Source organism: Hydrogenophaga luteola (assembly GCF_042648585.1).
Classification (GTDB): Bacteria; Pseudomonadota; Gammaproteobacteria; order Burkholderiales; family Burkholderiaceae_C; genus Hydrogenophaga; species Hydrogenophaga luteola.
Map to the genome: position 1 here is coordinate 483,796 of NZ_JBHRXX010000001.1, position 25,747 is coordinate 509,542.

Sequence of the window (25,747 nt, forward strand, 5' to 3'; positions counted from 1 at the left end):
ACAGGAGACGACCCATGTTGCAGGAGCGGATCGAACCCGCCTGGATCGACGCGTTTGAAGCGGTGCTGCGGCGTTGTGCGCTGCAGCCGGGCGACACGGTTGCGATTCTCGGCGAAAGCCAGAGCCGTCCGGTGCTGGTCGAACTGGCGCGCCTCGCGGCGGCGCGCATCGGCGCCCCGGCCTTCGTGCTGACCCTGCCCTCGGTGTTCGGCGCCGCGGGCGAACCCGTGACCCGCTCCACCGGGGCATCACCGGCCATTCAACAGCAGTTGCCGGTGATCGCGGCATTGCAGGCCTGCACCTTGGTGATCGATTGCACGGTCGAGGGCCTGATGCACGCGCCCGAGCTGCCGGCCATCCTGCAGGGCAACGGCATCACGCAGCCGCGCATCGTCTACGTGAGCAACGAGCACCCCGAGGCGCTGGCGCGCCTGCTGCCCGACGACGCGACCGAGGCGCGGGTGAAGGAACACGTCAAGCGCCTGCGCGGTGCCAAGTCGATGCGCGTGGCCTCGCCCGCGGGCACCGAGCTCACGGTCTCGCTGCAGGGCGCCGTGGTGGGCGGCAACTGGGGCAGCACCACGCGCCCCGGCACGCTGACGCACTGGCCCGGCGGCCTGGTGCTGGCCTTCCCGGCGGCGGGCAGCGTCAGCGGCCGGCTGGTGCTGGCCGAGGGCGATGTGAACCTGACCTTCAAGCGCTACATCGAACGCCCTATCACGCTGACCATCGAGCACGACTACGTGACCCACATCGACGGCGGCGGCGTGGACGCCGAGCTGCTGCGCAGCTACTTCGCGGCCTGGGGCGAGAAGGAGGCGTATGCGGTGTCGCACGTGGGCTACGGCCTGAACGACGCCGCGCGCTGGGACAGCATGGCGCTCTACGACAAGCGCGACTTCAACGGCACCGAGCTGCGCGCCTTCGCGGGCAATTTCCTCTACAGCACGGGCGCCAACGAGACGGCGGGCCGCTACACCCGCGGCCACTTCGACTGGCCGATGCGAGACTGCACCGTGTCGCTGGACGGCATGGTCGTTGTCGACGCCGGAAAGGTGGTCGCGTGAGCAGCCTTCCTACGTTCACGACGCTGGGCGACGGCGCCACCACCGTGCTCATGCTGCACGGCATCGGCGGCGGGCACCTGGCCTTTGCCCCGCAGGTCGAAACCCTGGCCAGCGTGGGCTACCGCGCCGTGGCCTGGGACATGCCTGGCTACGGCCACAGCGCACCCATCGAGCCCTACACCTTCAAGGGGCTGGCGCAGAGCTGCATCAACCTGATCGATGCGCTGCAGTGCGAAAGCGTGGTGCTGGTCGGCCACAGCATGGGCGGCATGGTCGCGCAGGAAGTCGTGGCCAGGCGCCCAGAGAAGGTCCGCAAGCTCATGCTCTGCGGCACCTCGGCCGCCTTCGGCAAACGCAGCGACGGCCAGCGTGCGGAGGTCTGGGCGCAGCAGTTCATCGCGCAGCGCACCGCGCCGCTGGACGCCGGCCAGAGCATGGCCGACATGGCGGCGAAGCTGGTGCCGCAGATGGTCGGCCCGGGCTCGCTGCCCGAAGGCGTGCGCCTGGCCGAGCAATGCATGGGCCGCGTGCCCGCCGCCACCTACCGCCGCGCGCTGGACTGCATCGTCACCTTCGATCGCAAGGCCGCGCTGGCCCACATCGGTGTGCCCACGCTGCTGGTGGGGGGCGAGTTCGACCGCGTGGCTGCGCCTGCGGTGATGAAACAGATGGCGCAGCAGATCCCGAACGCGCGATACACCGAGATGGCCGGCGTGGGCCACCTGATGAACCTGGAAGCGCCCGACGAGTTCGACCGCATCCTGCTGGACTTCCTGCGCGAGCCCGCACCCCGGGCGCGCCCTGACCTGCACTGAATCCACCCCGACAAGAGGAGACACCCCGATGAGCACCCGCCCCGTCAACCCGGTCACCGGCCTGGACTTCACGCCCGCGGTGGGCGACATGCCCTTCACGCCGCTGCAGCGCGAGTGGCTGGCCAAGGCCCACGCGCTGGGCCGCGACAAGTTCGCAGCGCGTGCGGCGCAATGGGACAAAGAGGCGAGCTTTCCGTTCGCCAACTACGGCGACCTGCGCGAACAGGGCTTCCTCAAGCTCTGCGTGCCGGTCGAGTTCGGCGGCGCCGGCGCCGACTTCCCGACCTACATGATGGTGGCGGCCGAGATCGGGCGCTTCTGCGGCGCCACGGCGCTCACCTGGAACATGCATATCTGCAGCACCATGTGGACCGGCGTGCTGGCCGACGGCATTGCGATGAGCGAGGAGCAGCGCGCCGAACACGCGGCGCGGCGCAAGCTGCACTTCGCGCGCATCGTCAACGAGGGCAAGCTTTACGCGCAACCGTTCAGCGAGGGCACGGCGGCGGCGGCGGGCCGCGCGCCTTTCGGCACTACGGCGAAGAAGGTCGAGGGCGGCTGGCTGATCAACGGCCGCAAGATCTGGGCGAGCCTTTCGGGCGCGGCCGACTACTACGGGGTGCTCTGCACCGAAGACAAGGGCGACCAGCACCCCGACGCGCGCGACACGCTCTACATCAGCGTGCCCGCCACGGCCGAAGGGTTTTCTATCAGCGGTGACTGGGACCCGCTGGGCATGCGCGGCACCGTCAGCCGCAATCTCACGTTCAAGGACGTGTTCGTGAGCGACGACGAGCAGCTCATGCCGCGCGGCATCTACTTCAAGGGCGCGCAGACCTGGCCGGCCATGTTCTTCACCCTCTCCCCCACCTACCTGGGCGTGGCGAACGCGGCGTACGACTTCACGGTGCAGTACCTGCGCGGCGAGGTGCCGGGCGAGCCGCCGATCAAGCGCCGCCAGTTCCCGACCAAGCAGATCACCGTGGCGCAGATGCGGCTGCAGCTGGAATCGATGAAGAGCCTGTTCACCCGCGCGATCTTCGAGGCCAAGCCCAACCCGAGCAAGGACGAAAAGCTGCGCCTCTACGCCGCGCACCACGCGGTGATGGAGGGTGCCAACGATCTGGCGCGGCTGGCGATTCGCACCTGCGGTGGACAGAGCATGCTCAAGCACCTGCCGCTGGAGCGCCTGTACCGCGACAGCCGCTGTGGCGCGCTGATGCTGCCCTGGACGGCCGAGCTGATCCTCGACCGCATGGGGCGCGAGACCCTTTACGAGCCCGGCGAAAAGGACGAGTGAGGGAGCGGGTCCATAGAATCGCGGGGATGACCCCTCACCGCGCTGCCGCTTCGCCTCAACGCCCGATTCGCCCTGTGCGCCACCTGCTGGCGGCGCTGCCCCTGCTGCTGAGCCTAGGTGGGACTCCTCCGGCGGCGCTGGCGCAGTCAGCCGCGAAGGCGCCGGTCGACCCTTGCACCGAGTTCGTCGCGCGCCTGCCCAATGTGAAGGCACCGCTGTGCCATGCGGCGCAGCTCAAGCCCTCCAATGGCGGTGTGTCGGTGCAGGGCCGCACGCTGTACCAGCGCGACGTGATGGCCCCCGACGCCAAGGTGCGGGTGCTCGTGGTCGGCGCCATGCACGGCGACGAGCTGTCCTCGGCCGCGGTGGCCCTGCACTGGATCCAGCGCGCCGTGGAGACGCCATCCAACGTGCACTGGCGCTTCATTCCCGCCCTCAACCCCGACGGCCTGATGGCCCGGCCGGCGAAGCGGGTCAACGCCCGCGGCGTCGACCTCAACCGCAACTTCCCGACCCCGAACTGGGCGCGCGACGCCAAGATCTACTGGGAACAGCGGACGAAGAAAGACCCGCGCCGCTGGCCTGGTCCCAAGCCCCTGTCCGAGCCCGAGTCGAAGTTCTTCCACGAAGAGATGGAGCGCTTCCAGCCCGACCTGATCGTGAGCATCCACGCGCCTTACGGCGTGCTCGACTTCGACGGCCCCACCGTGCCACCGGCGCGTCTGGGCCGGCTGTACCTGGACCAGGTCGGCATCTTCCCCGGCAGCCTGGGCAACTACGGTGGCGTGCACAAGGGCATGCCGGTGGTGACCATCGAGCTGCCCAGCGCCATCCGCACGCCGCTGGACGCCGAGATGCGCCAGATGTGGCTGGACCTGCTGCGCTGGATGAGCGAGCGTGTCATCCCCGCCGAAGGCGACGCCAAGGTGCTGCCGGTCAAGGTGAAGAAGACCGGCTGACCACCTCGGTCCACAGGGCTTCCGCCGCTGCGGTCATGGCCGCGGGCTGGCGGTACAGCCGGATCTCCAGCGGAACCGACCAGTCCCCGTCGCCGGCCAGCGCCAGCCGCCCGTCCTGCAGTTCCGCCTCCACCAGGCTCTGCGGCAGCCAGGCCACGCCCCGCCCTTCGAGCGTCATGGCCTTGAGCACCACCGCATGGTGCGAGGTGAAGACCGTGTGGTCGTGGAGGCGCTGCTGGGCCTCGGGCCGCAGACAGGCCCCCAGCACCCGGCCCAGCCCCGACGAGGCGTGGTAGCCCAGCACCGGCGCTTCCTCGTCGGCCGGCGCGCACAGGCGCCACAGCGGCTGTCCGCCGGTGCGGGTGGACGCCAGCGGCACCAGGGCGTCGTGGCCGATCAGGCCCACCGGATAGCCGGCGGCCTCCAGCCGGCCGGGCACCTCGGGGTGGCCGTAGCACAGCAGGAACTGCACGCTGCGCTGGAGCATGAGGTCTTCGCAGGCCTCCAGGTTGTTCGAATACATCTGCACCGTGCGCGGGCCCAGCGTCTGCTCCAGGCGCGAGAACCAGCCCGGGAAGAACACCAGCGACAGCAGGTGCGTGGCCGCGAAGCGCAGGCCCGCGGCGGCCTCGTCGTGCGCGGCGCGCGCCTTGATGCGTGCGGCCTCCAGGCCGCTCAGCACGTCTTCGAGCAGCGGCCGGAACCGCTGCCCCGCGGGCGTGAGCGCGACCGGGTGCGCGCTTCGGTCGAACAGGTCCACACCGACCCATTCCTCCAGCGACCGGATGTGGCGGCTGAGCGCCGGCTGGGCGATGAAGCGCACCTTGGCGGCGCGCGAGAAATTGCCGGTCTCGGCCAGGGCCAGAAAGTCTTCCAGCCATTCCATGTCGAGCGGTCGGTTGCCGGGGCCCATGCGTGCCTTGTCTCCGCTGCCTGTCTGCAGATAGTTGTATGCGATTCGAGTATTGGACGCTGCCGGGCCGCCGCGGAATCATGCGGTCCTCACATCCATTCCAACGGAGACACGCAGTGCCCAGCATCACAAATTATCGCGGCATCATCCCCGCCATTTCCTGCCCGTTCACGCCCGATCACCGTATCGACGAACCCGCGCTGCGCAAGCTCGCGAGCTGGCTGGCCGGCCATGAGGGCGTGGTCGCCGTCATGACCAACGGCCACACCGGCGAGGTGTTCTCGCTCACGCCGGCCGAGCGCGCCGAAGTCACGCGCATCGTGGCCGACGAGCTCCAGGGCCGCCTCCCGGTCATCTCCTCCATCGTCTGCGAAGGCCTGTCCGACGCCGCGGACCACGCCCGCGCCGCCCGCGCCGCCGGTGCCGTGGCACTGGACGTGATGCCCCCGCACCACTGGCTGCGCTTCGGTTTCACGTCCGGCCACGCGCTGCAGTACTTCGAGGCCATCCACCAGGCCGCCCCCGACTGCGACCTGGTCTGCCATGTCTACCCCGCATGGACCCGCGCCTCCTACTCGTCGCAGCTGCTGGCCGACCTGGCGAAGCTGCCCTACCTGCAGGCTTTCAAGGTGGGCCAGCGCGACATGAACAAGTACGCCCGCGACATCCAGGCCATCCGAGAGGCCGACGCCAGCAAGGCCATCCTGACTTGCCACGACGAATACCTGCTGGCCTCCATGGTCCAGGGCGTGGACGGGGCCCTGGTGGGTTTTGCCACCTTCATCCCGCAGCTGATCATCGACCTGTGGAACGCCGTGAAGGCCGGCGACCTGAGGAAGGCCCAGGCGGTCCAGGCGGTCATCACCCCGCTCAAGGACGCGGTCTACGGCGGTGGCGAACCCACGGGCGAGGCGCACGCCCGCATGAAGGGCGGCATGTACCTGGCCGGCGTGCTGGACGCGCCCACCGTGCGGCCGCCGACCGAGGCACCGAACGAGAAAGAAATGGCCGCCCTGCGCGCGGCCGTGCAGCAGGCCGGGCTGCTGGCCCGCTGAACCGGTTCCCCTGAAGCGACGCATCCACAACATCCAACGGAGACAAACACCATGCAACGACGCCCCTTCATCCGCACCCTCGCCGCCGCCGCCCTGCTGGGCAGTTTCGCCGCCGGCGCTTTCGCGCAGACCTATCCCGACCGGACGGTGAAGTTCATCATCCCGTTCCCGCCGGGCGGCACGCTCGACACCGTCGGCCGCATGCTGGCGCAGAAGCTCAGCGAACAGATGGGGCAGAGCTTCATCGTCGAGAACCGGGCGGGCGCGAGCGGCACCATCGGTGCGCATGCCGTGGCCAAGTCCACGGCCGACGGCTACACCCTGCTGTTCAACGCCTCGACATTCACGACGGCGCCGATGACGCTCAAGTCCGTGCCCTACAGCGTGGTCAAGGACTTCGTGCCAGTGGCGCTGGTGGCCAAGGCCCCGCTGTCGGTGGCGATCAACAAGAACCTGCCGGTCACCGACATCAAGTCGCTGATCGCGCACGCCAAGGCGGTGCCCGGCGGTCTGAAGTTCGCGGTGGGCTCCATCGGTTCGGCGGGCCACCTGGCCACCGAGCGGCTGCGCCGCGCGGGCGGCTTCGAGACGATGATCGTGCCCTACAAGGGCACGGCGCCGGCCTTCCAGGACGTGCTGGGCGGCAACATCGACGGCTTCATCGATCCCATCCTGGGCTCGCTGCAGTTCCACAAGAGCGGGCAGTTGCGGGTGGTGGCGATCACCGGCGACAAGCGCGCAGCCAGCCTCCCGGACGTGCCGACGGTGGCGGAAACCCTGCCGGGTTTCGAGGCGTACAGCTGGTACGGCGTCTGGGCGCCGGCGGGCACGCCGGCCGACATCGCCCAGCGGCTGAACGCCGAGGTGAACAAGGCGCTGGCGGGCGAGATGCGGGAGAAGCTGACCCAGCAGGGACTGGTGGTCACCTCCGGCTCGCAGGCCGACTTCGTGAAGTTCCAGACCGACGACATGGCGCTCTCGCAGAAGATCATCACCGAAGGGAACATCCGTGCCGAATGACGCGCGCCATGCGGTGGTGACCGGTGCCAGCGCCGGCATCGGTCGCGCCATCGCGCAGTCGCTGCTGGACGGCGGCTGGCGGGTGTCCGGCCTGGACCTCGCTGCGCCCACGCTGACCCATGAGGCGTTCGAGCCCGTGCAGGTCAACCTCAGCGATGCGACCGAGGTGGCGCGCGTGGCAGCGCGTCTGCGCGACGCCACAGCGCTGGTGCACGCGGCCGGCGTGCTCCGCGTGGGCCGGCTCGACAGCCTCGACGCCGACGACGGCCAGCTCATGTGGCGCATCCATGTGGACGCCGCGACCCGTCTGTGCCAGGCGCTGGTGCCCGCGATGGCGGCGCGCGGCGACGGCCGTGTGGTGTTCATCGGCAGCCGCGTGGCCCAGGGCATGCCCGGGCGCGGCCTGTACGCGGGCACCAAGGCGGCGCTGGTCGCGCTGGCCCGCAGCTGGGCCGCCGAGGTGGCGCCTCAGGGCGTCACGCTCAACGTGGTCTCGCCCGCCGCCACCGCCACCGGCATGCTGGCCGATCCGGCGCGCGCCGCCAGCGCACCGCGCCTGCCGCCCATCGGCCGGCTGATCGAACCGGCCGAGATCGCCGCGCTCGTGAACTTCCTCCTGTCGCCGGCGGCCGCCGCCATCACCGGGCAGGACATCGCCATCTGCGGTGGCGCCTCGCTGCCGCACTGACTTCCCTTTTCCCGATCCCGACCATGAAGATCGTCAACATCCTCGAATCCACGCGGCCGATCAAGTCCGACATCCGCAACGCCTACATCGACTTCTCCAAGATGACCCTGAGCCTGGTGGCCGTGGTCACCGACGTGGTCCGCGACGGCAAGCCCGTCATCGGCTACGGCTTCAACTCCAACGGGCGTTACGGCCAGGGCGCACTGATGCGCGAGCGCTTCATCCCGCGCGTACTTGAAGCCGATCCCGCCAGCCTGCTCGACGAAACGGGCGAGAACCTGGATCCGCACAAGGTCTGGGCCCGCATGATGATCAACGAGAAGCCCGGCGGCCATGGCGAACGCTCGGTGGCGGTGGGCACCATCGACATGGCGGTGTGGGACGCGGTGGCCAAGATTGCCGGAAAGCCGCTGTACCAGCTGCTGGCCGAGCGCTATGGCAACGGCACGCCGAACCCGCGCGTCTTCGTCTACGCGGCTGGCGGCTACTACTACCCGGGCAAGGGCCTGGACGGCCTGCGCGCAGAGATGGAAAGCTACCTGGCGCGCGGCTACAGCGTGGTCAAGATGAAGATCGGCGGCGCCACGCTGGCCGAGGACTGCGAGCGCATCGAGTCCGTGCTCAAGATCCTCGGCCCGGGCCAGCAGCTGGCGGTGGACGCCAATGGCCGGTTCGACCTGAAGACCGCCATCGACTACGGCAAGGCCCTGTCGCAGTACCCCCTGTTCTGGTACGAAGAGGCCGGCGACCCGCTGGACTACGAACTGCAGGCCAGGCTGGGCGAGGTCTACACAGGTCCGATGGCCACGGGCGAGAACCTGTTCTCCATGCAGGACGCACGCAACCTGATCCGCCACGGCGGCATGCACAAGGACCGCGACTGGCTGCAGTTCGACTGCGCGCTCAGTTACGGCCTGGTGGAGTACCTGCGCACGCTGGACATGCTGAAGGAACACGGCTGGTCGCCCAGCCGCTGCATCCCGCACGGCGGGCACCAGATGTCGCTGGCGATTGCGGCCGGCCTGGGCCTGGGTGGCAACGAGAGCTACCCCGACCTGTTCCAGCCCTACGGCGGTTTCCCCGATGGCGTGAAGGTGGTGGACGGCCACGTGACCCTGCCGCCGCTGCCGGGCATCGGCTTCGAAGGCAAGAGCGACCTGATCCGAGAGATGCGCGCCCTCGCGGTCTGACCTTGCCCCTCGGGTGGGCCCTGGGAAGGGTCTCTCTAGAATGCCTGCACCACACAGCCCAAGTGAAGCATGCATGAGCACCTTTGATCCCGACGCCCTGGAGTGTCTGGCCGCCATCATCGAAGAGGGCGGCTTTGAACGCGCGGCGCAGCGCCTGTCGATCACGCAGTCGGCGGTGTCGCAGCGCCTGCGCGCGCTGGAGGCGCAGGTGGGCACGGTGCTCATCGTGCGCAGCCGGCCGCTCAAGCCCACGCCCGCGGGGCAGCTGATGCTCAAGCACGCCAAGATGATGCGGCTGCTGCGCGCCGACCTGGAAAAGGACCTCAAGGAACTGGCGCCCAGCGCGGCCGGCGCCAGCCGCGACGAAGAGCGCATTTCGGTGGCCATGAACGCCGACAGCATTGCCACCTGGGCACTGCCCGCGCTGGACGCGCTGGCGCGACAGGGCTTGCCGGTGGAAATCATCACCGACAACGAGGAATTCACCCAGGAGTGGTTGCGCGAGGGCCAGGTGCTGGGCTGCGTCACGTCGCTGGGGCAGGCGCTGCGCGGCTGCAAGATGGTGCCGCTGGGCACCATGGACTATGTGGCCGTGGCGCAGGCGGATTTCGCGCGCAGCCGTTGTCCCAAGGGCCTGAACGCCCACAATTTCCACCAGCTGCCGTTTGTCGCGTTCAACCGCAAGGACTATCAGCAGCACGGCTTCGTGGAGCATGCCTTCAGCCTGCCGCGTGTCGGGCTCAAGCAGCTGTATGTGCCGTCCTGCGACGGGCAGCTGCGCGCGGTTCTGGCCGGCTGGGGCGTGAGCGTGCTGCCGGAGTTGCTGGTGCGCGATCTGCTGGCCCGTGGCGAGCTGGTCAACCTGGTGCCGAACCACCGGCTGAGCGTGATGCTGTACTGGCACTGCTGGAACCTCAGCTCCGATGTGCTGGAGGCGCTGACGCAGGCGCTCACCGAAGCCGCTGCGCGCCACCTCAAAAGCGGCACGCCACAAAAAACCCCGCCGGGGCGGGGTTCGAAGCGCAGGGGAACGGCCTGATCACTTGGGCATGATCACGCTGTCGATGACGTGGATCACGCCGTTGTCGGCCACGATGTCCGTCTTCACCACGTTGGCCGCATCCACTTTCACGCCACCTGTGGTGGCCACGGTGATCTCGCTGCCCTGAACGGTCTTGACCTTGCCGGCCTTGACGTCGGCGGCCATCACCTTGCCCGGGACCACGTGGTAGGTCAGCACGGCGGTCAGCTTGGCCTTGTCCTTCAGCAGGGCGTCCAGGTCGGCCTTGGGCACCTTGGCAAAGGCTTCGTCGGTGGGCGCGAACACGGTGAACGGGCCCTTGCCCTTGAGCGTGTCGACCAGACCGGCGGCCTGCAGGGCTGTGGCCAGGGTCTTGAACGAGCCGGCCGCGACCGCGGTGTCGACGATGTCCTTGGCGTGGGCAGAACCCAGTGTGGCCAGGGCGATGACGGAGGCAATCAGGGACTTCTTCATGGGTAACTCCTAGGAGGGGTTGAGGACAGGGGACGGGAAAAAGAATGGGGTATCAGGCCGGCGGCAGGATGACCCGGTCGATCAGGTGCACCACACCGTTGCTGCACAGGATGTCGGTGGCCACGATGGCCGCCTGGCGACCGCGCCCATCGGTGATGCGCAGGTCGCCGCCGACACTGAAAGTCGCGCCCTGCAGGGTCGCGATGGGGGTGTTGACCGGCACTTGGTCTTTCAGCACCCGGCCAGACACCACGTGGTAGGTGAGCACTGCGGTCAGCAGCGGCTTGTCGGCCAGCAGCGCTTCCTTGGTGACGCCCAGTTCGGCCAGCAGCGCGGCGAATGCGGCGTTGGTGGGGGCGAAGACCGTCAGAGGTCCTGGCGCGCTGAGGGCGTCGACCAGGCCGGCGGCGACCACGGCCTCGACCAGGATGCTCAGGTTGGGGGTGGCCTGGGCGGTGGCCACGATGTTGGGCGGCGCGTGGTCGTCGTCGCTGCCACCGCAGGCGGTCAGCAGGCCCGCTGCGGCACCGGCCAGCAACAGGGAACGTCTCGGGATCGGCATCTCGGTCTCCTTCAGGCGTGTGGGGTGTGTAGAGACAGCCGGCGCCGGGGCGGGGTGCTCCGGATTCAGAGTCCGTTGCTGTCCGGGCGTGATATTAGTCTCATAAGATCAAAAAGCGACCAATCAGTATAGAAGATGCACTTGTCAGTATGGTTATCTACTTCGGCGTCCATTTGGGGCACAATGCGATTGCTGCCCAAAGATTGACCATGACCACTGCCGTTTCCTCTCCGACCCCCCGTTCTTCCCCCAAGCGCAGTTTTCGCGAACAGATGCATCTGGCGCGTGAGGACGCCATCGTCTCGGTGGTGAACCGGCTGCTGGCCGAAAAGGGTTTTGAAGCGATGACGGTGGACGAGGTCGCCGCCGAGGTGGGCATCGCCAAGGCCAGCCTCTACAAGCACTTCCCGAGCAAGGAAGACCTGGCCGCTGCCGCGATGGTCAAGGTGATGAACCGGGCACGTGCCTTCCTGGACACACTGGACCCGAAGGCGCCGCCGCTGGACCTGCTGCGCCAGGTGGCGCGCTGGACCATGGAGGTGCAACTGGCCGGGGAAATGCCCTCGCTGCCCAGCGAGAACTCCAGCCTGCGTGCGTCGCTGACGACGAACAAGGCCTATGTGGACGGCTTGATGGATGTGAGCGACCGGCTGGGCGCCTGGATCGAGGCGGCCCAGCAGCAGGGCAGCGTCAACCCGGCCCTGCCGCCGATCGCGGTGCTGTACACCCTCTATGCCCGGGCCTGCGACCCGGTGCTGGGGTTTCTCAAGGGGTCCGGCCTGTACAGCGACGGCCAGATCATCGACATGGTGCTCAGCACCTGTTTCGACGGATTGCGCCAGCGCTGATGCTGGCGCGGCGCATCAGCGCACCAGCATCACCGGCACGCCGCAGTGCGCCAGCACCTGCGTGGCGACGGAACCCATCACCAGGTTGCCCAGGGCGCTGTGGCCGTGCGAGCCCATCATGACCAGGTCAAACTTGCCGGTGTCGGCCTGCTTCGCGATCTGTTCGCCGGGAGTACCGGTCTTGTGCACGACCTTGGGCTCGATGCCGTGGCGCTTGAGGAACTTGACCACGGGCGCCGTCACCTTCTCGGCCTCTTCGGCGTAGTAGCTGTTGGCGACTTCGGCACCGACGGCGGCGCGCGCGCGCGGAGGCAGCGGCAGTTGCACGGTGAAGATGGTGAACTCGTTGTTGGCGTGGAAGACCTCCAGGTGGGTGGTCAGGTAGGCCAGCATCTTCTTGGTGTATGCGCTGCCGTCCACAGCGAGCAGGATCTTCATGGTCTCTCTCCGGTTGTGTGGCCCTGAGGCGGGCGAATCGCGCCAGTGTACGCGCGGGGTGTGGGGTTTTTCCTATGGGATTTCCACATTCACCGTCAGGGTGGGCCTGAAATCGTCCTGCTCACCCTTGCGCGCGTAGCCCAGTGGATTGGCCACGATGCGGCAGCGGCCTACCTGCACGTCGGTCGCGCAATGCAGGTGTCCGTGCAGCCAGAGGTCGGCCAGGGGCAGCAGGTCGTCCAGGGCATTGCAGAAGCCGGCCGTGCCAGGCGGCAGACCATAGCGCGGGTCGGCACTGTGCAGGGTGGGCGCGAAGTGCGTCACCACGACGGTGGGCCCTTCGTGCGGCAGGGCCAGCGCCTCGCGCAGCCAGTCCTGGCATTCCAGCGCCAGCTCGCGCATGGCGGCCGCGTCGAACAGAGCGCCGCCGCGCAGTCCGGCCATTTTGTGCAGATAGAAGTTCGCGGCGCGAAAGGCCTTCTCGCGCAGACGCAGGCGCTCGGTCTCGGTGGCGTTCGCCGGGGCCAGCGCGTCGTAGTCGCTCCAGAGCGTGGTGCCGATGAAGCGCACACCGTCGATCTGCAGCGCCTCGCGCTCCAGCCAGGCGATGCCGAGCCGGTCGCAGGCGCGGCGCAGATCTGCGTGCGCCTCGTCCCAGTCGACGTTGTCGTATTCGTGGTTGCCCGGCACGAACAGCACCGGGGTCGGCCAGCCACCGTGCTGCGGCAGGGGCGAGAAGCGGCGCAGGCCCCAGTCGGGCTCGCCCATCACCGTGCCGTCGCGGCGCTTCTGGTACGAGCCGATGTCGCCCGCGAGCACCAGCAGGTCGGCGTCTGCTGCGGGTGTGGCGGCAAAGCTGGCGTCGGTCTCGAGGTGCAGGTCGCTGAGCAGTTGGAGCTTCATGGCGAGATTGTCGGTGCTGCGTCTGCCGCGGCTTCCGCGAAGCCCTGCCGCGCCGCCCGCTCGACCGCCTGCCGCAGCCAGCGGTGTGCGCCGCTGTGCGCCGACTGCCGGTGCCACAGGGCGTCGACGTGCACCGCCGGCACCGGCAGCGGCAGGTCGCGTGTGGTCAGAGCCGACTCGATGCCGGTGACCTCGACAAAGTGTCGCGGCAGCACGGTCAGCAGGTCGGTGCTGGCTACCACGCGTCCGGCGGTGAAGAACTGGTTGACGGTGATTACCACGCGCCGCTGGCGCGACATGGCCGACAGCGCCTCGTCGACAAAGCCGAAGGGCCGCCCCGAGAAGCTCACCAGCAGGTGGCGCGCGGCGCAGTAGGCGTCGAGGGTGAGCGGTTGTTCTGTCAGCGGGTGGTCGCGGCGCATCACCACCACGTACTCGCCGTCGTAGAGCCGCTGGTGCAGGAAGCGTGGGGTGTGTTCCTGCAGGTGGATCGCGGTCAGTTCGGCGATGACGCCTGGAAAATGCCCGACCGCCAGGTCTGCCGAACCGGATTCCAGCAGCTCGCGCGGGTCGCGCGTGGTCAGCGGCACGATGCGCAGGTTCACGCCCGGCGCCTCCTTCTCCAGCAGGTCCACCAGTCCGGGCACCAGCTTGGCGGCTGTGGCGTCGGCCATGGCCAGCACGAAAGCCTTGCCCGCGGTCGACGGGTCGAAGTCGGCCGGCGACAGAGACTCGCGCAGCTGAGCCAGCGCGTCGCGCACCGTCGGCCACAGGGCCAGCGCGGCCGGTGTGGCCTCCACCCCATAGCCGGAACGTCGGACCAGTTCGTCGCCCAGGTGCTCGCGCAGGCGCTTGAGCGCGTTGCTCACCGCCGGCTGTGTCATGGCCAGGTTGTGGGCTGCGCGGGTGAGGTTGCGCTCGGCCATGACCTCGTCGAACACCCTCAACAGGTTGAGGTCCAGCGTGCGGAAGTTGGTCTCATTCATCATTTAGGTGAATGTAATTCATCACAAAAATAAAGTGGCGTGACATCAGGGTTCACCCTAGTATTCGCCTGTCCAAAAGACTGTCTATCCAAGGAGTTCGCCATGAGCACCGTCTTCTCTCCCTCTCCCTCCTCCGTCGGCATGGGCCCCGCCGCCGAAAAGGGCGCCGGTCGCGCCCGTCGTTTTGATGGCTCGCGCAGCCTGGCCACCATGTTGCTGGCCGCCGCCGTGGCCGCCCTGGTCGTGCTGGCCGACCAGATGATCGGTTCCTGGGCCGATGGCCACCTGTTCCTGGGCTGGGTCGCCCTCTGGGTCGTGATCTTCGCTGGCTCGGCGCTGTTCGCAGGCACGGCCCGCCGTGCGGCGCAGGTCACGCTGCGCTCGCTCGACAGCTGGTCGCGGTCGCTGGCCGAGGCCCGTGCCGAAGCCCGCCTCTGGGACCTGGCCCGCACCGATCCGCGCCTCAAGGCCGAGCTCATGCAGGCCCGTGCCCGCGAAGCCGAGCTGGCCGAAGCGCTGAACCCTTCGCCCGTCGTGGCCAAGGATGACTACTCGGACGCGCTGGCGCCCATGGGTCTGGACACGGGCTTCTCGGCACCGCTGCGCCGCTGGGCTCAGATGGAAGTGCGCCGCCAGACGGGCTACCTGCCTTACCTGTAATCCACCGCTGTTGCACATGAAAAAAGCCCCCCGGCAGATGCCGGGGGGCTTTTTGTTTGGGTCAGCCCTAGCGGGCCGGGATCAGGCGGCGGTCAGGCGCTGTTCCAGTTCGTTCTTGGTGTCGATCAGGGCCTGGGGCATGTGATAGGCCAGCTGCTCGAAGTGAGCGTCGTGCAGCTTGAACTCTTCGGCCCAGGCGGCCTTGTCAATGCTCGTGACCTGCGCAAACTGCTCGGGGCTGAAGTCCAGGCCGGTCCAGTTGATCTCGGCGTAGGCGGGGGCGGTGCCGAACATCGTGGCCTCGCCCTGGGCCTTGCCTTCGATGCGGTCGATCATCCACTTGAGCACGCGCATGTTGTCGCCGTAGCCCGGCCAGACGAACTTGCCTTCGGCGTTCTTGCGGAACCAGTTCACGCAGAACATCTTGGGCAGGGCGGCGCCCGACTTGGCCACGTTCTCGCCGACGTTGAGCCAGTGCTGGAAGTAGTCGCTCATGTTGTAGCCGCAGAAAGGCAGCATGGCGAACGGGTCGCGGCGCACCACGCCCTGCGCGCCGAAGGCAGCGGCGGTGGTCTCGGAACCCATGGTGGCGGCCATGTAGACGCCTTCGGTCCAGCTGCGGGCTTCGGTCACCAGCGGCACGGTGGTGCTGCGGCGGCCGCCGAACAGGAAGGCGTCGATGGCCACGCCGTTGGCGTCGTCCCACTGCGGGTCCAGCGCCGGGTTGTTGGTGGCGGCGACGGTGAAGCGCGAGTTCGGGTGGGCGGCCTTGGTGCCTTTTTCCTTGGCGATGGCCGGGGTCCAGTCCTTGCCCTGCCAGTCGATCAGGTGTTCGGGCAGCGTGCCGGTGTCCTTCTCCATGCCTTCCCACCACACATCGCCGTCGTCGGTGAGGGCGACGTTGGTGAAGATCACGTTCTTGTCCAGCGAACGCATGCAGTTCGGGTTGGTGTGCATGTTGGTGCCGGGGGCGACGCCGAAGTAACCCGCTTCAGGGTTGATGGCGTACATGCGGCCGTCGTCATGGGGCTTGACCCAGGCGATGTCGTCACCGATGGTGGTCACCTTCCAGCCGGGGAACGCGCTCTCGGGCGGCACCAGCATGGAGAAGTTGGTCTTGCCGCAGGCGCTGGGGAAGGCGGCGGCGACGTGGTACTTCTTGCCCTCGGGGTTGGTCACGCCCAGGATCAGCATGTGCTCGGCCAGCCAGCCCTGGTCGCGGCCCATGTTGGAGGCGATGCGCAGCGCGAAGCACTTCTTGCCCAGCAGCGCGTTGCCGCCGTAGCCCGAGCCATAGGACCAGATCTCGCGCGTTTCGGGGAAATGCACGATGTACTTGGTGGTCGGGTTGCAGGGCCAGCTGGTGGTGTCCTTCTGGCCCTCGGCCAGCGGGGCACCCACGGTGTGCATGCAGGGCACGAAGTTGCCGCTGTCGCCCAGCACGTCGTACACGGCCTTGCCCATGCGGGTCATGAGCTTCTGGTTCACCACCACGTAGGCGCTGTCGGTCAGCTCGATGCCGATGTGGGCGATGTGCGAGCCCAGCGGGCCCATGGAGAACGGCACCACGTACATGGTGCGGCCCTTCATGCAGCCGTCGAACAGCGGGTTCAGGGTGGCGCGCATCTCGGCCGGGGCCATCCAGTTGTTGGTCGGGCCGGCGTCTTCCTTCTTTTCGGAGCAGATGTAGGTGCGGTCTTCCACGCGGGCCACGTCGGACGGGTCTGTCCAGGCCAGGAAGGAGCCCGGGCGCTTGGCCGGGTTGAGCTTCTTGAAGGTGCCGGCGTCGACCAGTTCCTGGCACAGGCGGTCGTATTCTTCCTGGCTGCCATCGCACCAGACCACGTTGTCGGGCTTGCACAGGGCCACCATGTCGGCCACCCAGGCGATCAGCCGGGCGTGCTTGACGTAGGCGGGGGTGTTGAGGTTGAGGCCCTGCATCACGGGAGAGTTCATCGAAAAGGCTCCGGTAGTTTGAAAGCGGCGGCCAAGAGACACCAACAGCCGCGGGCCACGGAACGATGGCGGGCGGCTGTGCAAGATCCCTTGGGCAAAAAGGGCGGTCGGCGCTCGGGGCTGCAGGGCGGTTGCGGATGCAGCGCGACAGCCAGAAAGGGGGCGGGTGATCCCGGGTTCTGGTCCGCGTGTCGGCCTAACCAATCAATTTTAAAAAAGAAGGCCGGTCAGTTACCGGCAAGTTACATGCAAGACATGCATAACCTGATGCATGGACGCTGGCCGGGGTACGCAGTGGCGCAGCCGCTAGAGTGGCGCCATGGAACCCGAACTCCCCCTGGAACCCGGTCTGGCGCCCTTGCTGGCCGAGCTCAAAACACTGGAAGACCTTTATCACGCGGCCTACCCGGACGCGACCCTGGCCGACTTCGACCGGCTGGTGGCGCCCGGCTTCTGGGAAACCGGGGCCACCGGCCGCCGGTACAGCCGGGCCTTCGCCCGACAGGTGCTGGAACAGCGTTCGGGACGGCCCGCTCCCGCGACATGGCAGACCGATCAGCACCACCTGCAGCGGGTGGGTGCGGACGTCTGGCTGCTGACCTACCGCCTCCACCAGCCTGGCCGGGTCACGCGGCGCATGACGCTGTGGCGTCGGGAGGCCGGGCACTGGCAGACGGTGTACCACCAGGGCACGGTGGTCGTCGGCTGAGTGCCACCCAAAAGAAAAGCCGCCCGTCCGGGCGGCTTTCAGTTCCCTGGATCGTCCGGGTTTCAGGCCATGAACACGGCGATGAAGGCCAGCAGGAAGATCAGCACGCCGCCAGCGATGGGCAGCACGATCGGCATGAGCGGAACGATGGACTCGACCACGTCCTGGGGCTGATCGGCGTGGCTGTCGTGGGGGGCGTGGGCCATGGGGCGTCTCCGGGATTGAGAAAAATCAACGCGGATTCTAAAGCCGACGGGTCCAGGCCGCACCTGGCCGAACCCTCACAGCAGCGCGTAGGTGGTGCTGGCGCGGCAGACGCTCTTGCCATCGTCGGCGCCCGCGATGTCGATTTCACCGAACACCAGGTTCTTGCCGGCCCGCACCACGCGGGCGGTGACCAGCGCGTCCTGGTTCGACAGCGGCTTGAGGAAGCTGCTGTTCTGCTGCACGGTGGTCATCGGTCGGCGCGTGCCCAGCCGGGTCACGATGGCCAGCACCATGGCCGTGTCGGCGGCCGCCATCATGGCCTGGCCGCAGACCATGCCACCGATGCGCGAAAGCTGATCGTTCTGCGGCAGTCGCAGCACCACCTCGTCGGTCTGGAAAGACTCGACGCGCAGGCCCAGGGCCTGGACCCAGGGCGCGAACCAGTCGGACAGGCAGGTCTGCAGGATGTCGGTGCTGAGGGGCTCGTCGGGCGCATTCATGGGGTGGTCACATCCGTTGGGTGTCGAAACCGGCGGCCTGCAGCGCGTCGATCACCTGCTGCACATGCTCGCGGCCGCGCGTCTGCAGCACCAGCTCGACCGCCACGTTCTGCGCCGCCAGCAGGGTGAAGGCGCGCTGGTGGTGGACCTCGTCGATGTTGGCGCCGGCCTCGGCGACGATGGCCGTGATGCGCGCCAGGTTGCCCGGCACGTCGCGCGCGCTCACCTGGATGCGGGCCAGCCGGCCCGCGCGCACCATGCCGCGTTCGATGATCGAGGCCAGCAGCATCGGGTCGATGTTGCCGCCGCACAGCACCAGGCCCACCTTGCGGCCGGCAAAACGCTCCGGGTGCTTCAGCACGGCGGCCAGTCCGGCGGCGCCCGCGCCTTCGACCAGGGTCTTCTCGATCTCCAGCAGCATCACGATGGCCTGCTCGATGTCGCCCTCGTCGACCAGCAGCAGGTCGTCGACCTTGTCCTGGATGATCGCCTGCGTGATCACACCCGGCGTGCCGACGGCGATGCCCTCGGCAATCGTGCTGCTGCCCTGTGGCAGGTGGGTGCCCTTGATGGCGTTGTACATCGCCGGAAAGCGCTCGGTCTGCACGCCGACGATCTGGATGTCGGGCCGGATCGCGCGCGCCGCGGTCGCCATGCCGGCGATCAGCCCACCGCCGCCGATGGCGATCACCAGGGTGTCGATGTCGGGTTGCGCGCGCAGCATCTCCAGCGCCACCGTGCCCTGGCCGGCGACGATGGCATCGTCGTCGTAGGGGTGCACGAACACCAGCCCCTGCTGATCGGCCAGCCCGTAGGCATGGGCCCGGGCCTCTTCCAGCGTGTCGCCGTGCAGCACGACCTCGGCGCCGAAGCCGCGTGTGCGCTCCACCTTCACGCCCGGCGTGAAGCGCGGCATCACGATCACCGCGCGGATGCCCAGGCGCTGCGCGTGGTAGGCCACGCCCTGGGCGTGGTTGCCAGCGCTCATGGCGATCACGCCGCGTGCCCGTTCGTCGGCCGACAGCTGGGAGAGCTTGTTGCAGGCGCCGCGCTCCTTGAATGAGGCGGTGTACTGCAAGTTCTCGAATTTGAGGAACACCTGGCAGCCTGTGAGCTGCGAAAGCGTGCGCGATTCCACGCAGGGGGTGTCCAGCACCTGGCCGTTCAGGCGCTCAGCGGCGGCATCGATGTCTCTTTTTTCCAGCATCGGGCGATTGTGCCGCGGGACGATTGTCACAAGTGAACGGGAAAGGCCCCACAACTCTTCGGACCGCGCTGGATCATGCTCTTCCATGATGGATCAAGCTGGGTTATGGTCCGCTCAATTCCGCAATACGGACCGAATGCCCCGTTGTCAAGACTGGAGGTGTCCTCATGAGCAAACGCCTGTTGCAGCGCGCCACGCCGGCGACGCCGCGTCCGGCTGAAGTGCGCCCGAGCCCTGAGCCCCGGCACAGCCCGGCCTCGGATGCGCGCGTGTTCGTGCCGTCCGGGCTGCGCCAGGCGCCGGTGCTCGACCTGATGTGCTCGCATTTCGTGCTCACGCTCGCCGCCCGCCAGGGGCAGCGGTTCAATGTGCGCCGCGACCTCAACACCCTGCTGGCGCTGGCCGGCCGCCACCTGGTGTGGCCGATGACCGTGCTCACGCGCCTGCGCGAATTCCTGGCCCGCCGCTGCAAGGACAACGAACTCTGGACCGGCAATGACCAGCTGTCGACGGCCGCCTTCATGGAGCGCTATGGCATCTGGCGCGGGCCGTATGAAGAGGGCACCCTGTTCTTCTACTTGGACGAATACGCCAAGGAGTCGCCCAAGGACCTGCTGTCGGTGCTGGCCGTGACCGGCGACTGGCTCAACCAGGCGCTCAAGAAGCAGAGCACGCTGGTGGAAAAGAACATCGACGCGCTGGCCAACCTGCTGCAGCTCAACCGCGCCGAGCGCGCGCTGCTGCTCTACGGCACGCTGGCGCGCTACCAGCGCGACCTGCGCTCGATCCTGGTCGAGTTCAAGGTCAACAACGCGCCCGAGGCCTACGCGGCCATCGCCGACGTGGCCGGCGTCAAGGCCAGCGAGGTCGGCGAGGCGCTGCGCGCCGGTTCGCGGCTCGAACGCATCGGCATGGTGGAGAACCTGATCTCCGAACACAACATCACCGACCTGGCCGACCTCATGAAGGTCAGCGAGAAGCTGCCGCCGGTGCTGATGCGCGAGTACCGCAGCGAAAGCGAGCTGATGGCGGTGTTCACCCGCCCGGCCGCGCGTTCGGCGCTCAGCCCCAAGGACTTCGACTACGTGGCCGATGACGTGCGACTGCTCAGCGGCCTGCTGCGCGAAGCCGTGGCGCGCAAAGAGCCGGGCGTGAACATCCTGCTCTACGGGCCACCCGGCACCGGCAAGACCGAGCTGGCGCGCGTAGTCGCGCAGGCCGCCGGGCTGGAGCTGTTCGAGGTCGAGTACGCCGACCGCGACGGGAATGCGCTGTCCGGTCGCGACCGTTACCGCTCGCTGCAGATCGCGCAGGTCTTCCTCAAGGGCACCGCGCATTCGGCCCTGCTGTTCGACGAGGTGGAGGACGTGTTCCCGCCCATCAGCAGCGAGGCGGCCCAGTTCATGGCGCGTGCCGAGCAGGTGCCGGCGCCGCAGAGCCACAGTGTCAGCGGCAAGGCCTGGGTCAACCAGATCCTCGAATCCAACGCGGTGCCCACGGTCTGGGTGACCAACCGCATCGAACAGATCGATCCTGCGTTTCGCCGCCGCTTCGCCTACCACCTCGAACTCAAGAGCCCGCCGCCCGGCGCGCGCGAGCAACTGGTGCGCAAGACGCTGGAAGGCGAGCCGGTGTCCGAAGGCCTGGTGGCGCGGCTGACCGCGCGCAAGGGCCTGACGCCGGCGCAGATCCGCACCGCGGTGCGCTTTGCCCATCTGGCGGCTGCGCCGGTGAAGACGCCGGGTCGGCGCAAGAAGGTGGCGGCCGACACCGGACCGACGCTGGACGAACTGATCGAGCGTCAGCTGCGCAACGCCGACCTGGCACTGGGTCGCCAGCCCGACGCCGGCCAGCGGCCCGAGGTCACGCAGTACAGCCTGGACATGCTCAACGTCGAATCGCGCTACGAGATCGGCCGCATCGTTGAGGCGCTCAAGGCGCGCGGTCATGGCTGCCTGTGTTTCCACGGCGCCCCCGGCACCGGCAAGACCGCGCTGGCCGAACACATCGCCAAACAGCTCGAACGCCCGCTGATGATCCGCCGCGCCAGCGACCTGGTGAGCAAGTTCGTCGGCGAGACCGAGCAGCAGATGGCAGCGATGTTCCGCGAGGCCGAGGCCGAGAAGGCGGTGCTGCTGCTGGACGAGGCCGACAGCTTCCTGCAGGACCGGCGCGGCGCGCAGCGCACCTACGAGGTGACCGAGGTCAACGAGATGCTGCAGGGCATGGAGCGCTTCAACGGCATCTTCGTCTGCACCACCAACCTGATGGACGCGATCGACCAGGCGGCGCTGCGGCGCTTCACCTTCAAGATCCGGTTCAAGCCGCTGCGCAAGGAGCAGCGCGAGCGCATGTTCGTGGTCGAGGCGCTGGGCGGTGACGAGGCCGGCCTGACCGACGCCATCCGATCAAGGCTGGCCAAGCTGGAACAGCTGTGCCCGGGCGACTTTGCGGCGGTCAAGCGCCAGGTCGAGATCCTGGCCGAGACCCTGCCGCCGGAGGAGTTCCTGGCCCAGCTCGAAGCCGAGCACCGCATCAAGCCCGAGGTCCGCGAAGCCCGCGGCATGGGCTTCGTTCACTGATCACGCCAACGCCAACCGCGCAAATCGGGGCAGCACCGAAGCCGCTTCGGGTGTGGGTCTGAGCGCGTTGGCGATCTGAGCGGCATCCAGCCCCTGCTGGGCCAGCGTTGGGCCGAGCCCGTCGAGGTAGGCGCGCAGCGCCTCGTCGGAAAACTCCGGGTGGAACTGCACGCCCCAGGCGCGTTCACCGATGCGGTAGGCGTGGTGTGCTTCGTGCGCGCTGCCGGCGAGCAGCACCGCGTCGGCGGGCAGGCGCCGCACCGATTGCCAGTGCACCGCCTGCGCGGGAAAGCGTTCGGGCAGGTCACCCAGCAAGGGGTCGCCGGCCGACACCGGGTGCCGTTCCACCGTCACCGTGCCGATCTCCACACCGTCAGGGTGGTGGGCCACCTCGCCGCCCAGCGCGTGCGCCAGCAGCTGGTGGCCGTAGCAGATGCCCAGCACCGGCGCGCCGGCGGCGACGGCGGCCTGCAGCCAGGGCACGAGCGCCTCGCTCCAGGGCTCGCGCTCGCTGACCATGCTGTGCGAACCGGTGAGCACCACGCCAGAGAACCGCTCCGGTGCGTCCGGCAGCCCGTCGACTTGTGCATCGTGGGTTGCCAGCGCAGTGGCACCGCCTGCGCGCAGTCCGGCAGCGATCCAGTCGTCGAAGTCGCCCAGACGTTCACGGATGTGGGCGTGGGTGGAGCCGGTCTTGAGGATGAGCAGAGGCGCGTGGGACATGGCTGTGATTCTAGGAACGCCACGATGGCCTTGCCCTGGGCCGGGCACCCGCTGCCGGTCGCGCCAGAAATGGCGAAGCCGCCCGCACCCGAAGGCGCGCGGCGGCTTCTGTGACCGGGCGTGCCCCGGTCAGTGCAACAGGGCCATCGGACCCGACGGCAGCTCCTCGGGCGTGTGGTCCGGGTGGTGGTTCACGAAGAACCGCAGCTTCTGGTCCAGCCGGGAGACGCGCTGGTGGGCCACGCCTTCGCAGTGGTGCTTGGAGATCAGGTTGAACAGCTTGCCGCGCAGGAACCAGAGGTCCTGCGGGTTGCGGCAGGCCAGCAGGGCGGCGTGCAGGCGCGTGCGCAGCGGGTCCTGGATGTCGGACACCGCATCTTCGAATTCGCTCACCAGGAAATCCATTTCCAGGACCTGGGTGTCGTGGTAGCTGGCTTCTTTCTGTCCAAACCCAAACCAGGGCAGCTTGAAAAACATGAACGGTCTCCGCTGAAGTCGAGGCGCCGGCACTTCACCGGCTTCCCACGTTTTTTCGGCGCAGGGGGCGGGGTCTTGAGGGAAATGGGCTGGAAAACACCCTCAATTCCGACGGGCGGTCGGGGCGTCAGACGATGGTTGACAGCCGTATCGGCGCCAAGCCGGCCGGCTTTAATCGAAAGCACTCACCACGCGCAGCACCTCAGCACCGTAGGCTTCGCGCTTTTTCTGGCCGATCCCGGAAATCCCGTCCAGATCGGCCATCGAGCGCGGCTTCTGGGCTGCGATGGCGCGCAGGGTGGCGTCGTGGAAGATCACGAACGCCGGCAGGTTGTGCTCGCGCGCCACCTCGGCGCGCCAGGCCTTGAGCGCGTCCAGGCACTCGCGCTCCGACAGCGACAGCGGCTGGCCGTCGGGCGCCACCGCGTCGCGCGCGGCCTTGCGGCTGCTGCGTTTGGCGCCCCTGGACTCGGTCACCTCGCGCAGCCAGACCTGGGCCTCGCCCTTGAGGATGGGGCGGGCGCCATCGGTCAGGTGCAGCGTGTTGTACGGGGCGTCGTCCACCCGCACCGCCTCGCGCGCGATCAGCTGGCGCAGCAGCGCGCGCCACTGGCTCTCGCTCAGGTCGGCGCCGATGCCAAACGTGCTGAGCTTGTCGTGCCCGTACTGCGTGACCTTGTCCGTCACCTTGCCGCGCAGGATGTCCATCAGGTGCCCGGCGCCAAAGGCCGTGCCACTGGCCTGCTGTACGCGGTAGATGCAGGAGAGCAGCTTGCGCGCGGCCTCGGTCGCGTCCTGCAGGGCCGGTGGCGAGAGGCAGTTGTCGCAGTTGCCGCAGGGCTGGCTGGGTTCGCCGAAGTAGGACAACAGCCGCACGCGGCGGCAGTCGCTGGCCTCGGCCAGCGCCAGCAGCGCGTCCAGTTTGCCGCGCAGCACCTGCTTGAACGCGTCGCCGGCCGGGCTCTCGTCGATCATGCGGCGCTGGTTCACCACGTCCTGCAGGCCATAGACCATCCAGGCGTCGGCCGCCTCACCGTCGCGGCCCGCGCGGCCGGTCTCCTGGTAGTAGCCCTCGATGTTCTTGGGCATGTCCAGGTGGGCGACAAAGCGCACGTCCGGCTTGTCGATGCCCATGCCGAAGGCGATGGTGGCGACCATGATCAGGCCCTCTTCGCGCAGGAAGCGGTCCTGGTGCTTCTGGCGCACCGACGCTTCGAGGCCGGCGTGGTAGGGCAGGGCGTTCAGGCCGTGGTCGCACAGCAGGGCGGCGACTTCTTCCACCCGCTTGCGCGACTGGCAGTAGACGATGCCGGCGTCGTGGCCCTGGGCGTTCATGTGTTCGTCGCGGATGAAGCGCAGCAGCTGCTGCGTGCCGTCCTTCTTCTCGACGATGGTGTAGCGGATGTTGGGCCGGTCGAAGCTGCTGACGAAGCGCCGCGCGTCCTGCAGCTGCAGGTGCGTCACGATGTCCTCGCGCGTCAGGTCGTCGGCCGTGGCCGTCAGCGCGATGCGCGGCACGCCCGCGTAGCGTTCGTGCAGCACGGCCAGTTCGCGGTACTCGGGCCGGAAGTCGTGGCCCCACTGGCTCACGCAGTGCGCCTCGTCGATGGCGAACAGGCTCAGCAGGCCGCGCTCGTGCAGCGAATCGAGCAGCGCCAGGAAGCGCGGCGTGGTCAGCCGCTCGGGCGCGGCATAGAGCATGGTGATCTCGCCCTTGAGCAGGCGGCGCTCGATCTGCTGCGCCTCGTCGCTGGTCAGGCTGGAGTTCAGAAAGGCGGCGTCCACACCCGCTTCGAGCAGGGCACCGACCTGGTCGTGCATCAGCGCGATCAGCGGCGAGACCACGATGGACACACCGTGGCCCGCACGCTGGCGCACGATGGCCGGGATCTGGTAACACAGGCTCTTGCCGCCGCCGGTGGGCATGAGCACCAGGGCGTCACCGCCGTCACTGACGTGCGTGACGATGCCCGCCTGCGGGCCACGGAAGGCCTCGTAGCCGAAGACCGCCTGCAGCACCTCGGCGCAGGCTTCCAGCGTTTCGCCTTCGGAGGAAATGTCGATCACATCTGTTCCCAGGGCAGGCCGTCAAAGCGCCAGCCGTTGAGGGTGCTGCGCTTGAATTGGTCGTCCAGATCGCCTTCGAAACCGTGCACCACGTGCAGCACCTCGGTGAAGCCGGCAGCTTCGAGCGCGGCACCGGCGTCCTGTGTGCGCTTGCCGCTGCGGCAGATCAGCAGCACCGGGCGGTCCTTGTCGCCCGCTTCGGCCTCCACCGCGGCGGCGAAGGCCTGCGGGTCGGCGGTGAGGTCCGGGTACTCGTACCAGGCGATGTGCACCACGCCGGGCGGCCGGCCGACGTAGAGCGACTCGATCTCCATGCGCACGTCGACGAACAGCGGGGGCTCCAGGCCCTGGGCGGCGCGCTGTGCGGTCTGGTCTTGCAGCCAGGCCCAGGCGTCGGTCGGGAGCAGGTGTTTCATGGAA

General features: G+C 68.2%; 27 protein-coding genes. 13 read left to right on the plus strand and 14 right to left on the minus strand.

The annotated features are described in order from the left end of the window. Positions 1–14 precede the first annotated feature (14 nt). Genes ACFOPI_RS02300 through ACFOPI_RS02315 form a run of 4 tightly spaced genes read left to right on the plus strand, consistent with a single transcriptional unit; the run spans position 15 to position 4,141 of the window. The gene (locus ACFOPI_RS02300; RefSeq protein ID WP_382170324.1) at positions 15–1,067 is read left to right on the plus strand and encodes a peptidase M29; all 1,053 of its coding nucleotides are present in this window, start codon (positions 15–17) and stop codon (positions 1,065–1,067) included. Then, positions 1,064–1,882: an alpha/beta fold hydrolase gene (locus ACFOPI_RS02305; protein ID WP_382170326.1), complete on the plus strand. Its 819-nt coding sequence runs from the start codon at positions 1,064–1,066 to the stop codon at positions 1,880–1,882. The genes ACFOPI_RS02300 and ACFOPI_RS02305 overlap by 4 nt, the downstream gene beginning before the upstream one ends. Before the next feature lie 28 nt (positions 1,883–1,910). Then, positions 1,911–3,182, plus strand: coding sequence for an acyl-CoA dehydrogenase family protein (locus ACFOPI_RS02310; RefSeq protein ID WP_382170328.1), 1,272 nt, complete (start codon positions 1,911–1,913; stop codon positions 3,180–3,182). Between the two features lie 26 nt (positions 3,183–3,208). Next, positions 3,209–4,141, plus strand: a complete 933-nt coding sequence (locus tag ACFOPI_RS02315) for a M14 family zinc carboxypeptidase (protein ID WP_382170330.1) — start codon at positions 3,209–3,211, stop codon at positions 4,139–4,141. Here ACFOPI_RS02315 and ACFOPI_RS02320 read toward each other — a convergent pair. Next, positions 4,119–5,054 (minus strand): LysR family transcriptional regulator, encoded by a 936-nt coding sequence (locus ACFOPI_RS02320; protein ID WP_382170332.1) that lies wholly within the window; start codon positions 5,052–5,054, stop codon positions 4,119–4,121. The two genes, ACFOPI_RS02315 and ACFOPI_RS02320, sit on opposite strands and share 23 nt — an antisense overlap. Before the next feature lie 116 nt (positions 5,055–5,170). Here ACFOPI_RS02320 and ACFOPI_RS02325 point away from each other — a divergent pair, with 116 nt between their 5' ends. The 5 genes from ACFOPI_RS02325 (at position 5,171) to ACFOPI_RS02345 (ending at position 10,046) form a co-directional block, all read left to right on the plus strand. After that, positions 5,171–6,109, plus strand: a complete 939-nt coding sequence (locus ACFOPI_RS02325) for a dihydrodipicolinate synthase family protein (RefSeq protein WP_382170334.1) — start codon at positions 5,171–5,173, stop codon at positions 6,107–6,109. Positions 6,110–6,160: 51 nt separating this feature from the next. Beyond that, positions 6,161–7,129, plus strand: coding sequence for a Bug family tripartite tricarboxylate transporter substrate binding protein (locus tag ACFOPI_RS02330; protein ID WP_382170336.1), 969 nt, complete (start codon positions 6,161–6,163; stop codon positions 7,127–7,129). Then, complete coding sequence (locus tag ACFOPI_RS02335; RefSeq protein ID WP_382170338.1) at positions 7,119–7,817, plus strand: SDR family NAD(P)-dependent oxidoreductase; 699 nt, start codon at positions 7,119–7,121, stop codon at positions 7,815–7,817. The genes ACFOPI_RS02330 and ACFOPI_RS02335 overlap by 11 nt, the downstream gene beginning before the upstream one ends. Before the next feature lie 23 nt (positions 7,818–7,840). After that, on the plus strand, positions 7,841–9,007 hold the full coding sequence (locus ACFOPI_RS02340) for a mandelate racemase/muconate lactonizing enzyme family protein (protein WP_382170340.1): 1,167 nt from the start codon (positions 7,841–7,843) through the stop codon (positions 9,005–9,007). 73 nt (positions 9,008–9,080) lie between these two features. Next, entirely contained in the window at positions 9,081–10,046 is a 966-nt protein-coding gene (locus tag ACFOPI_RS02345) for a LysR family transcriptional regulator ArgP (RefSeq protein WP_382170342.1), read from the plus strand. On the opposite strand, the gene ACFOPI_RS02350 is transcribed toward ACFOPI_RS02345, so the two are convergent. Continuing rightward, positions 10,047–10,502, minus strand: a complete 456-nt coding sequence (locus ACFOPI_RS02350; RefSeq protein WP_308329607.1) for a fasciclin domain-containing protein — start codon at positions 10,500–10,502, stop codon at positions 10,047–10,049. It lies immediately after the preceding gene. Positions 10,503–10,554: 52 nt separating this feature from the next. Further along, positions 10,555–11,064: a fasciclin domain-containing protein gene (locus ACFOPI_RS02355; RefSeq protein ID WP_382170344.1), complete on the minus strand. Its 510-nt coding sequence runs from the start codon at positions 11,062–11,064 to the stop codon at positions 10,555–10,557. A gap of 209 nt (positions 11,065–11,273) precedes the next feature. Here ACFOPI_RS02355 and ACFOPI_RS02360 point away from each other — a divergent pair, with 209 nt between their 5' ends. After that, positions 11,274–11,912 (plus strand): TetR/AcrR family transcriptional regulator, encoded by a 639-nt coding sequence (locus tag ACFOPI_RS02360; protein ID WP_382170346.1) that lies wholly within the window; start codon positions 11,274–11,276, stop codon positions 11,910–11,912. A gap of 15 nt (positions 11,913–11,927) precedes the next feature. Here ACFOPI_RS02360 and ACFOPI_RS02365 read toward each other — a convergent pair whose 3' ends face one another. The 3 genes from ACFOPI_RS02365 to ACFOPI_RS02375 form a co-directional block, all read right to left on the minus strand. After that, on the minus strand, positions 11,928–12,350 hold the full coding sequence (locus ACFOPI_RS02365) for a universal stress protein (RefSeq protein WP_382170348.1): 423 nt from the start codon (positions 12,348–12,350) through the stop codon (positions 11,928–11,930). Between the two features lie 72 nt (positions 12,351–12,422). Further along, on the minus strand, positions 12,423–13,253 hold the full coding sequence (locus ACFOPI_RS02370) for a metallophosphoesterase (RefSeq protein ID WP_382170350.1): 831 nt from the start codon (positions 13,251–13,253) through the stop codon (positions 12,423–12,425). Continuing rightward, positions 13,250–14,239: a LysR family transcriptional regulator gene (locus ACFOPI_RS02375; RefSeq protein ID WP_382170352.1), complete on the minus strand. Its 990-nt coding sequence runs from the start codon at positions 14,237–14,239 to the stop codon at positions 13,250–13,252. Before ACFOPI_RS02375 ends, ACFOPI_RS02370 begins: the two co-directional genes overlap by 4 nt. A 102-nt stretch (positions 14,240–14,341) precedes the next feature. Between ACFOPI_RS02375 and ACFOPI_RS02380 the strand changes: the two genes are divergently transcribed. Next, a complete protein-coding gene (locus ACFOPI_RS02380; protein WP_382170354.1) occupies positions 14,342–14,899 on the plus strand; it encodes a hypothetical protein in 558 nt (185 codons plus the stop codon). Between the two features lie 81 nt (positions 14,900–14,980). Here the strand turns inward: ACFOPI_RS02380 and ACFOPI_RS02385 are convergent, their stop codons facing one another. After that, entirely contained in the window at positions 14,981–16,855 is a 1,875-nt protein-coding gene (locus ACFOPI_RS02385; protein ID WP_382170356.1) for a phosphoenolpyruvate carboxykinase (GTP), read from the minus strand. A gap of 319 nt (positions 16,856–17,174) precedes the next feature. On the opposite strand from ACFOPI_RS02385, the gene ACFOPI_RS02390 reads away from it, so the two are divergent. After that, positions 17,175–17,564 carry a nuclear transport factor 2 family protein gene (locus ACFOPI_RS02390; RefSeq protein ID WP_382170358.1) on the plus strand — a complete coding sequence of 130 codons (390 nt, stop codon included), beginning with the start codon at positions 17,175–17,177 and terminating at the stop codon, positions 17,562–17,564. Between the two features lie 62 nt (positions 17,565–17,626). Here the strand turns inward: ACFOPI_RS02390 and ACFOPI_RS02395 are convergent, their stop codons facing one another. The 3 genes from ACFOPI_RS02395 to ACFOPI_RS02405 form a co-directional block, all read right to left on the minus strand. Beyond that, entirely contained in the window at positions 17,627–17,770 is a 144-nt protein-coding gene (locus ACFOPI_RS02395) for a hypothetical protein (RefSeq protein WP_169802357.1), read from the minus strand. Positions 17,771–17,845: 75 nt separating this feature from the next. Next, complete coding sequence (locus ACFOPI_RS02400) at positions 17,846–18,271, minus strand: PaaI family thioesterase (RefSeq protein WP_382170360.1); 426 nt, start codon at positions 18,269–18,271, stop codon at positions 17,846–17,848. Between the two features lie 7 nt (positions 18,272–18,278). Then, positions 18,279–19,478: a threonine ammonia-lyase gene (locus tag ACFOPI_RS02405; protein WP_382170362.1), complete on the minus strand. Its 1,200-nt coding sequence runs from the start codon at positions 19,476–19,478 to the stop codon at positions 18,279–18,281. A 314-nt stretch (positions 19,479–19,792) separates the two neighbouring features. On the opposite strand from ACFOPI_RS02405, the gene ACFOPI_RS02410 reads away from it, so the two are divergent. Beyond that, on the plus strand, positions 19,793–22,060 hold the full coding sequence (locus ACFOPI_RS02410) for an ATP-binding protein (protein ID WP_382170938.1): 2,268 nt from the start codon (positions 19,793–19,795) through the stop codon (positions 22,058–22,060). Here ACFOPI_RS02410 and ACFOPI_RS02415 read toward each other — a convergent pair whose 3' ends face one another. From ACFOPI_RS02415 to ACFOPI_RS02430, 4 genes are all read right to left on the minus strand, one after another. Continuing rightward, entirely contained in the window at positions 22,061–22,783 is a 723-nt protein-coding gene (locus ACFOPI_RS02415) for a glutamine amidotransferase (RefSeq protein ID WP_382170364.1), read from the minus strand. 129 nt (positions 22,784–22,912) lie between these two features. After that, a complete protein-coding gene (locus ACFOPI_RS02420) occupies positions 22,913–23,260 on the minus strand; it encodes a hypothetical protein (protein WP_382170366.1) in 348 nt (115 codons plus the stop codon). Positions 23,261–23,431: 171 nt separating this feature from the next. Further along, positions 23,432–25,327, minus strand: coding sequence for a DNA helicase RecQ (gene recQ / locus ACFOPI_RS02425; protein ID WP_382170368.1), 1,896 nt, complete (start codon positions 25,325–25,327; stop codon positions 23,432–23,434). Next, positions 25,324–25,743, minus strand: a complete 420-nt coding sequence (locus tag ACFOPI_RS02430; RefSeq protein ID WP_382170370.1) for a rhodanese-like domain-containing protein — start codon at positions 25,741–25,743, stop codon at positions 25,324–25,326. The genes recQ and ACFOPI_RS02430 overlap by 4 nt, the downstream gene beginning before the upstream one ends. Positions 25,744–25,747 lie beyond the last annotated feature (4 nt).

Coding starts and splice junctions, on each gene's coding strand:
- ACFOPI_RS02300 (WP_382170324.1), top strand. CDS start 15: ATGTTGCAGGAGCGGATCGAACCCGCCTGGATCGACGCGTTTGAAGCG.
- ACFOPI_RS02310 (WP_382170328.1), top strand. CDS start 1,911: ATGAGCACCCGCCCCGTCAACCCGGTCACCGGCCTGGACTTCACGCCC.
- ACFOPI_RS02315 (WP_382170330.1), top strand. CDS start 3,209: ATGACCCCTCACCGCGCTGCCGCTTCGCCTCAACGCCCGATTCGCCCT.
- ACFOPI_RS02320 (WP_382170332.1), bottom strand. CDS start 5,054: ATGGGCCCCGGCAACCGACCGCTCGACATGGAATGGCTGGAAGACTTT.
- ACFOPI_RS02330 (WP_382170336.1), top strand. CDS start 6,161: ATGCAACGACGCCCCTTCATCCGCACCCTCGCCGCCGCCGCCCTGCTG.
- ACFOPI_RS02340 (WP_382170340.1), top strand. CDS start 7,841: ATGAAGATCGTCAACATCCTCGAATCCACGCGGCCGATCAAGTCCGAC.
- ACFOPI_RS02345 (WP_382170342.1), top strand. CDS start 9,081: ATGAGCACCTTTGATCCCGACGCCCTGGAGTGTCTGGCCGCCATCATC.
- ACFOPI_RS02350 (WP_308329607.1), bottom strand. CDS start 10,502: ATGAAGAAGTCCCTGATTGCCTCCGTCATCGCCCTGGCCACACTGGGT.
- ACFOPI_RS02355 (WP_382170344.1), bottom strand. CDS start 11,064: ATGCCGATCCCGAGACGTTCCCTGTTGCTGGCCGGTGCCGCAGCGGGC.
- ACFOPI_RS02360 (WP_382170346.1), top strand. CDS start 11,274: ATGACCACTGCCGTTTCCTCTCCGACCCCCCGTTCTTCCCCCAAGCGC.
- ACFOPI_RS02365 (WP_382170348.1), bottom strand. CDS start 12,350: ATGAAGATCCTGCTCGCTGTGGACGGCAGCGCATACACCAAGAAGATG.
- ACFOPI_RS02370 (WP_382170350.1), bottom strand. CDS start 13,253: ATGAAGCTCCAACTGCTCAGCGACCTGCACCTCGAGACCGACGCCAGC.
- ACFOPI_RS02375 (WP_382170352.1), bottom strand. CDS start 14,239: ATGAATGAGACCAACTTCCGCACGCTGGACCTCAACCTGTTGAGGGTG.
- ACFOPI_RS02380 (WP_382170354.1), top strand. CDS start 14,342: ATGAGCACCGTCTTCTCTCCCTCTCCCTCCTCCGTCGGCATGGGCCCC.
- ACFOPI_RS02385 (WP_382170356.1), bottom strand. CDS start 16,855: ATGAACTCTCCCGTGATGCAGGGCCTCAACCTCAACACCCCCGCCTAC.
- ACFOPI_RS02390 (WP_382170358.1), top strand. CDS start 17,175: ATGGAACCCGAACTCCCCCTGGAACCCGGTCTGGCGCCCTTGCTGGCC.
- ACFOPI_RS02395 (WP_169802357.1), bottom strand. CDS start 17,770: ATGGCCCACGCCCCCCACGACAGCCACGCCGATCAGCCCCAGGACGTG.
- ACFOPI_RS02400 (WP_382170360.1), bottom strand. CDS start 18,271: ATGAATGCGCCCGACGAGCCCCTCAGCACCGACATCCTGCAGACCTGC.
- ACFOPI_RS02405 (WP_382170362.1), bottom strand. CDS start 19,478: ATGCTGGAAAAAAGAGACATCGATGCCGCCGCTGAGCGCCTGAACGGC.
- ACFOPI_RS02410 (WP_382170938.1), top strand. CDS start 19,793: ATGTGCTCGCATTTCGTGCTCACGCTCGCCGCCCGCCAGGGGCAGCGG.
- ACFOPI_RS02415 (WP_382170364.1), bottom strand. CDS start 22,783: ATGTCCCACGCGCCTCTGCTCATCCTCAAGACCGGCTCCACCCACGCC.
- ACFOPI_RS02420 (WP_382170366.1), bottom strand. CDS start 23,260: ATGTTTTTCAAGCTGCCCTGGTTTGGGTTTGGACAGAAAGAAGCCAGC.
- ACFOPI_RS02430 (WP_382170370.1), bottom strand. CDS start 25,743: ATGAAACACCTGCTCCCGACCGACGCCTGGGCCTGGCTGCAAGACCAG.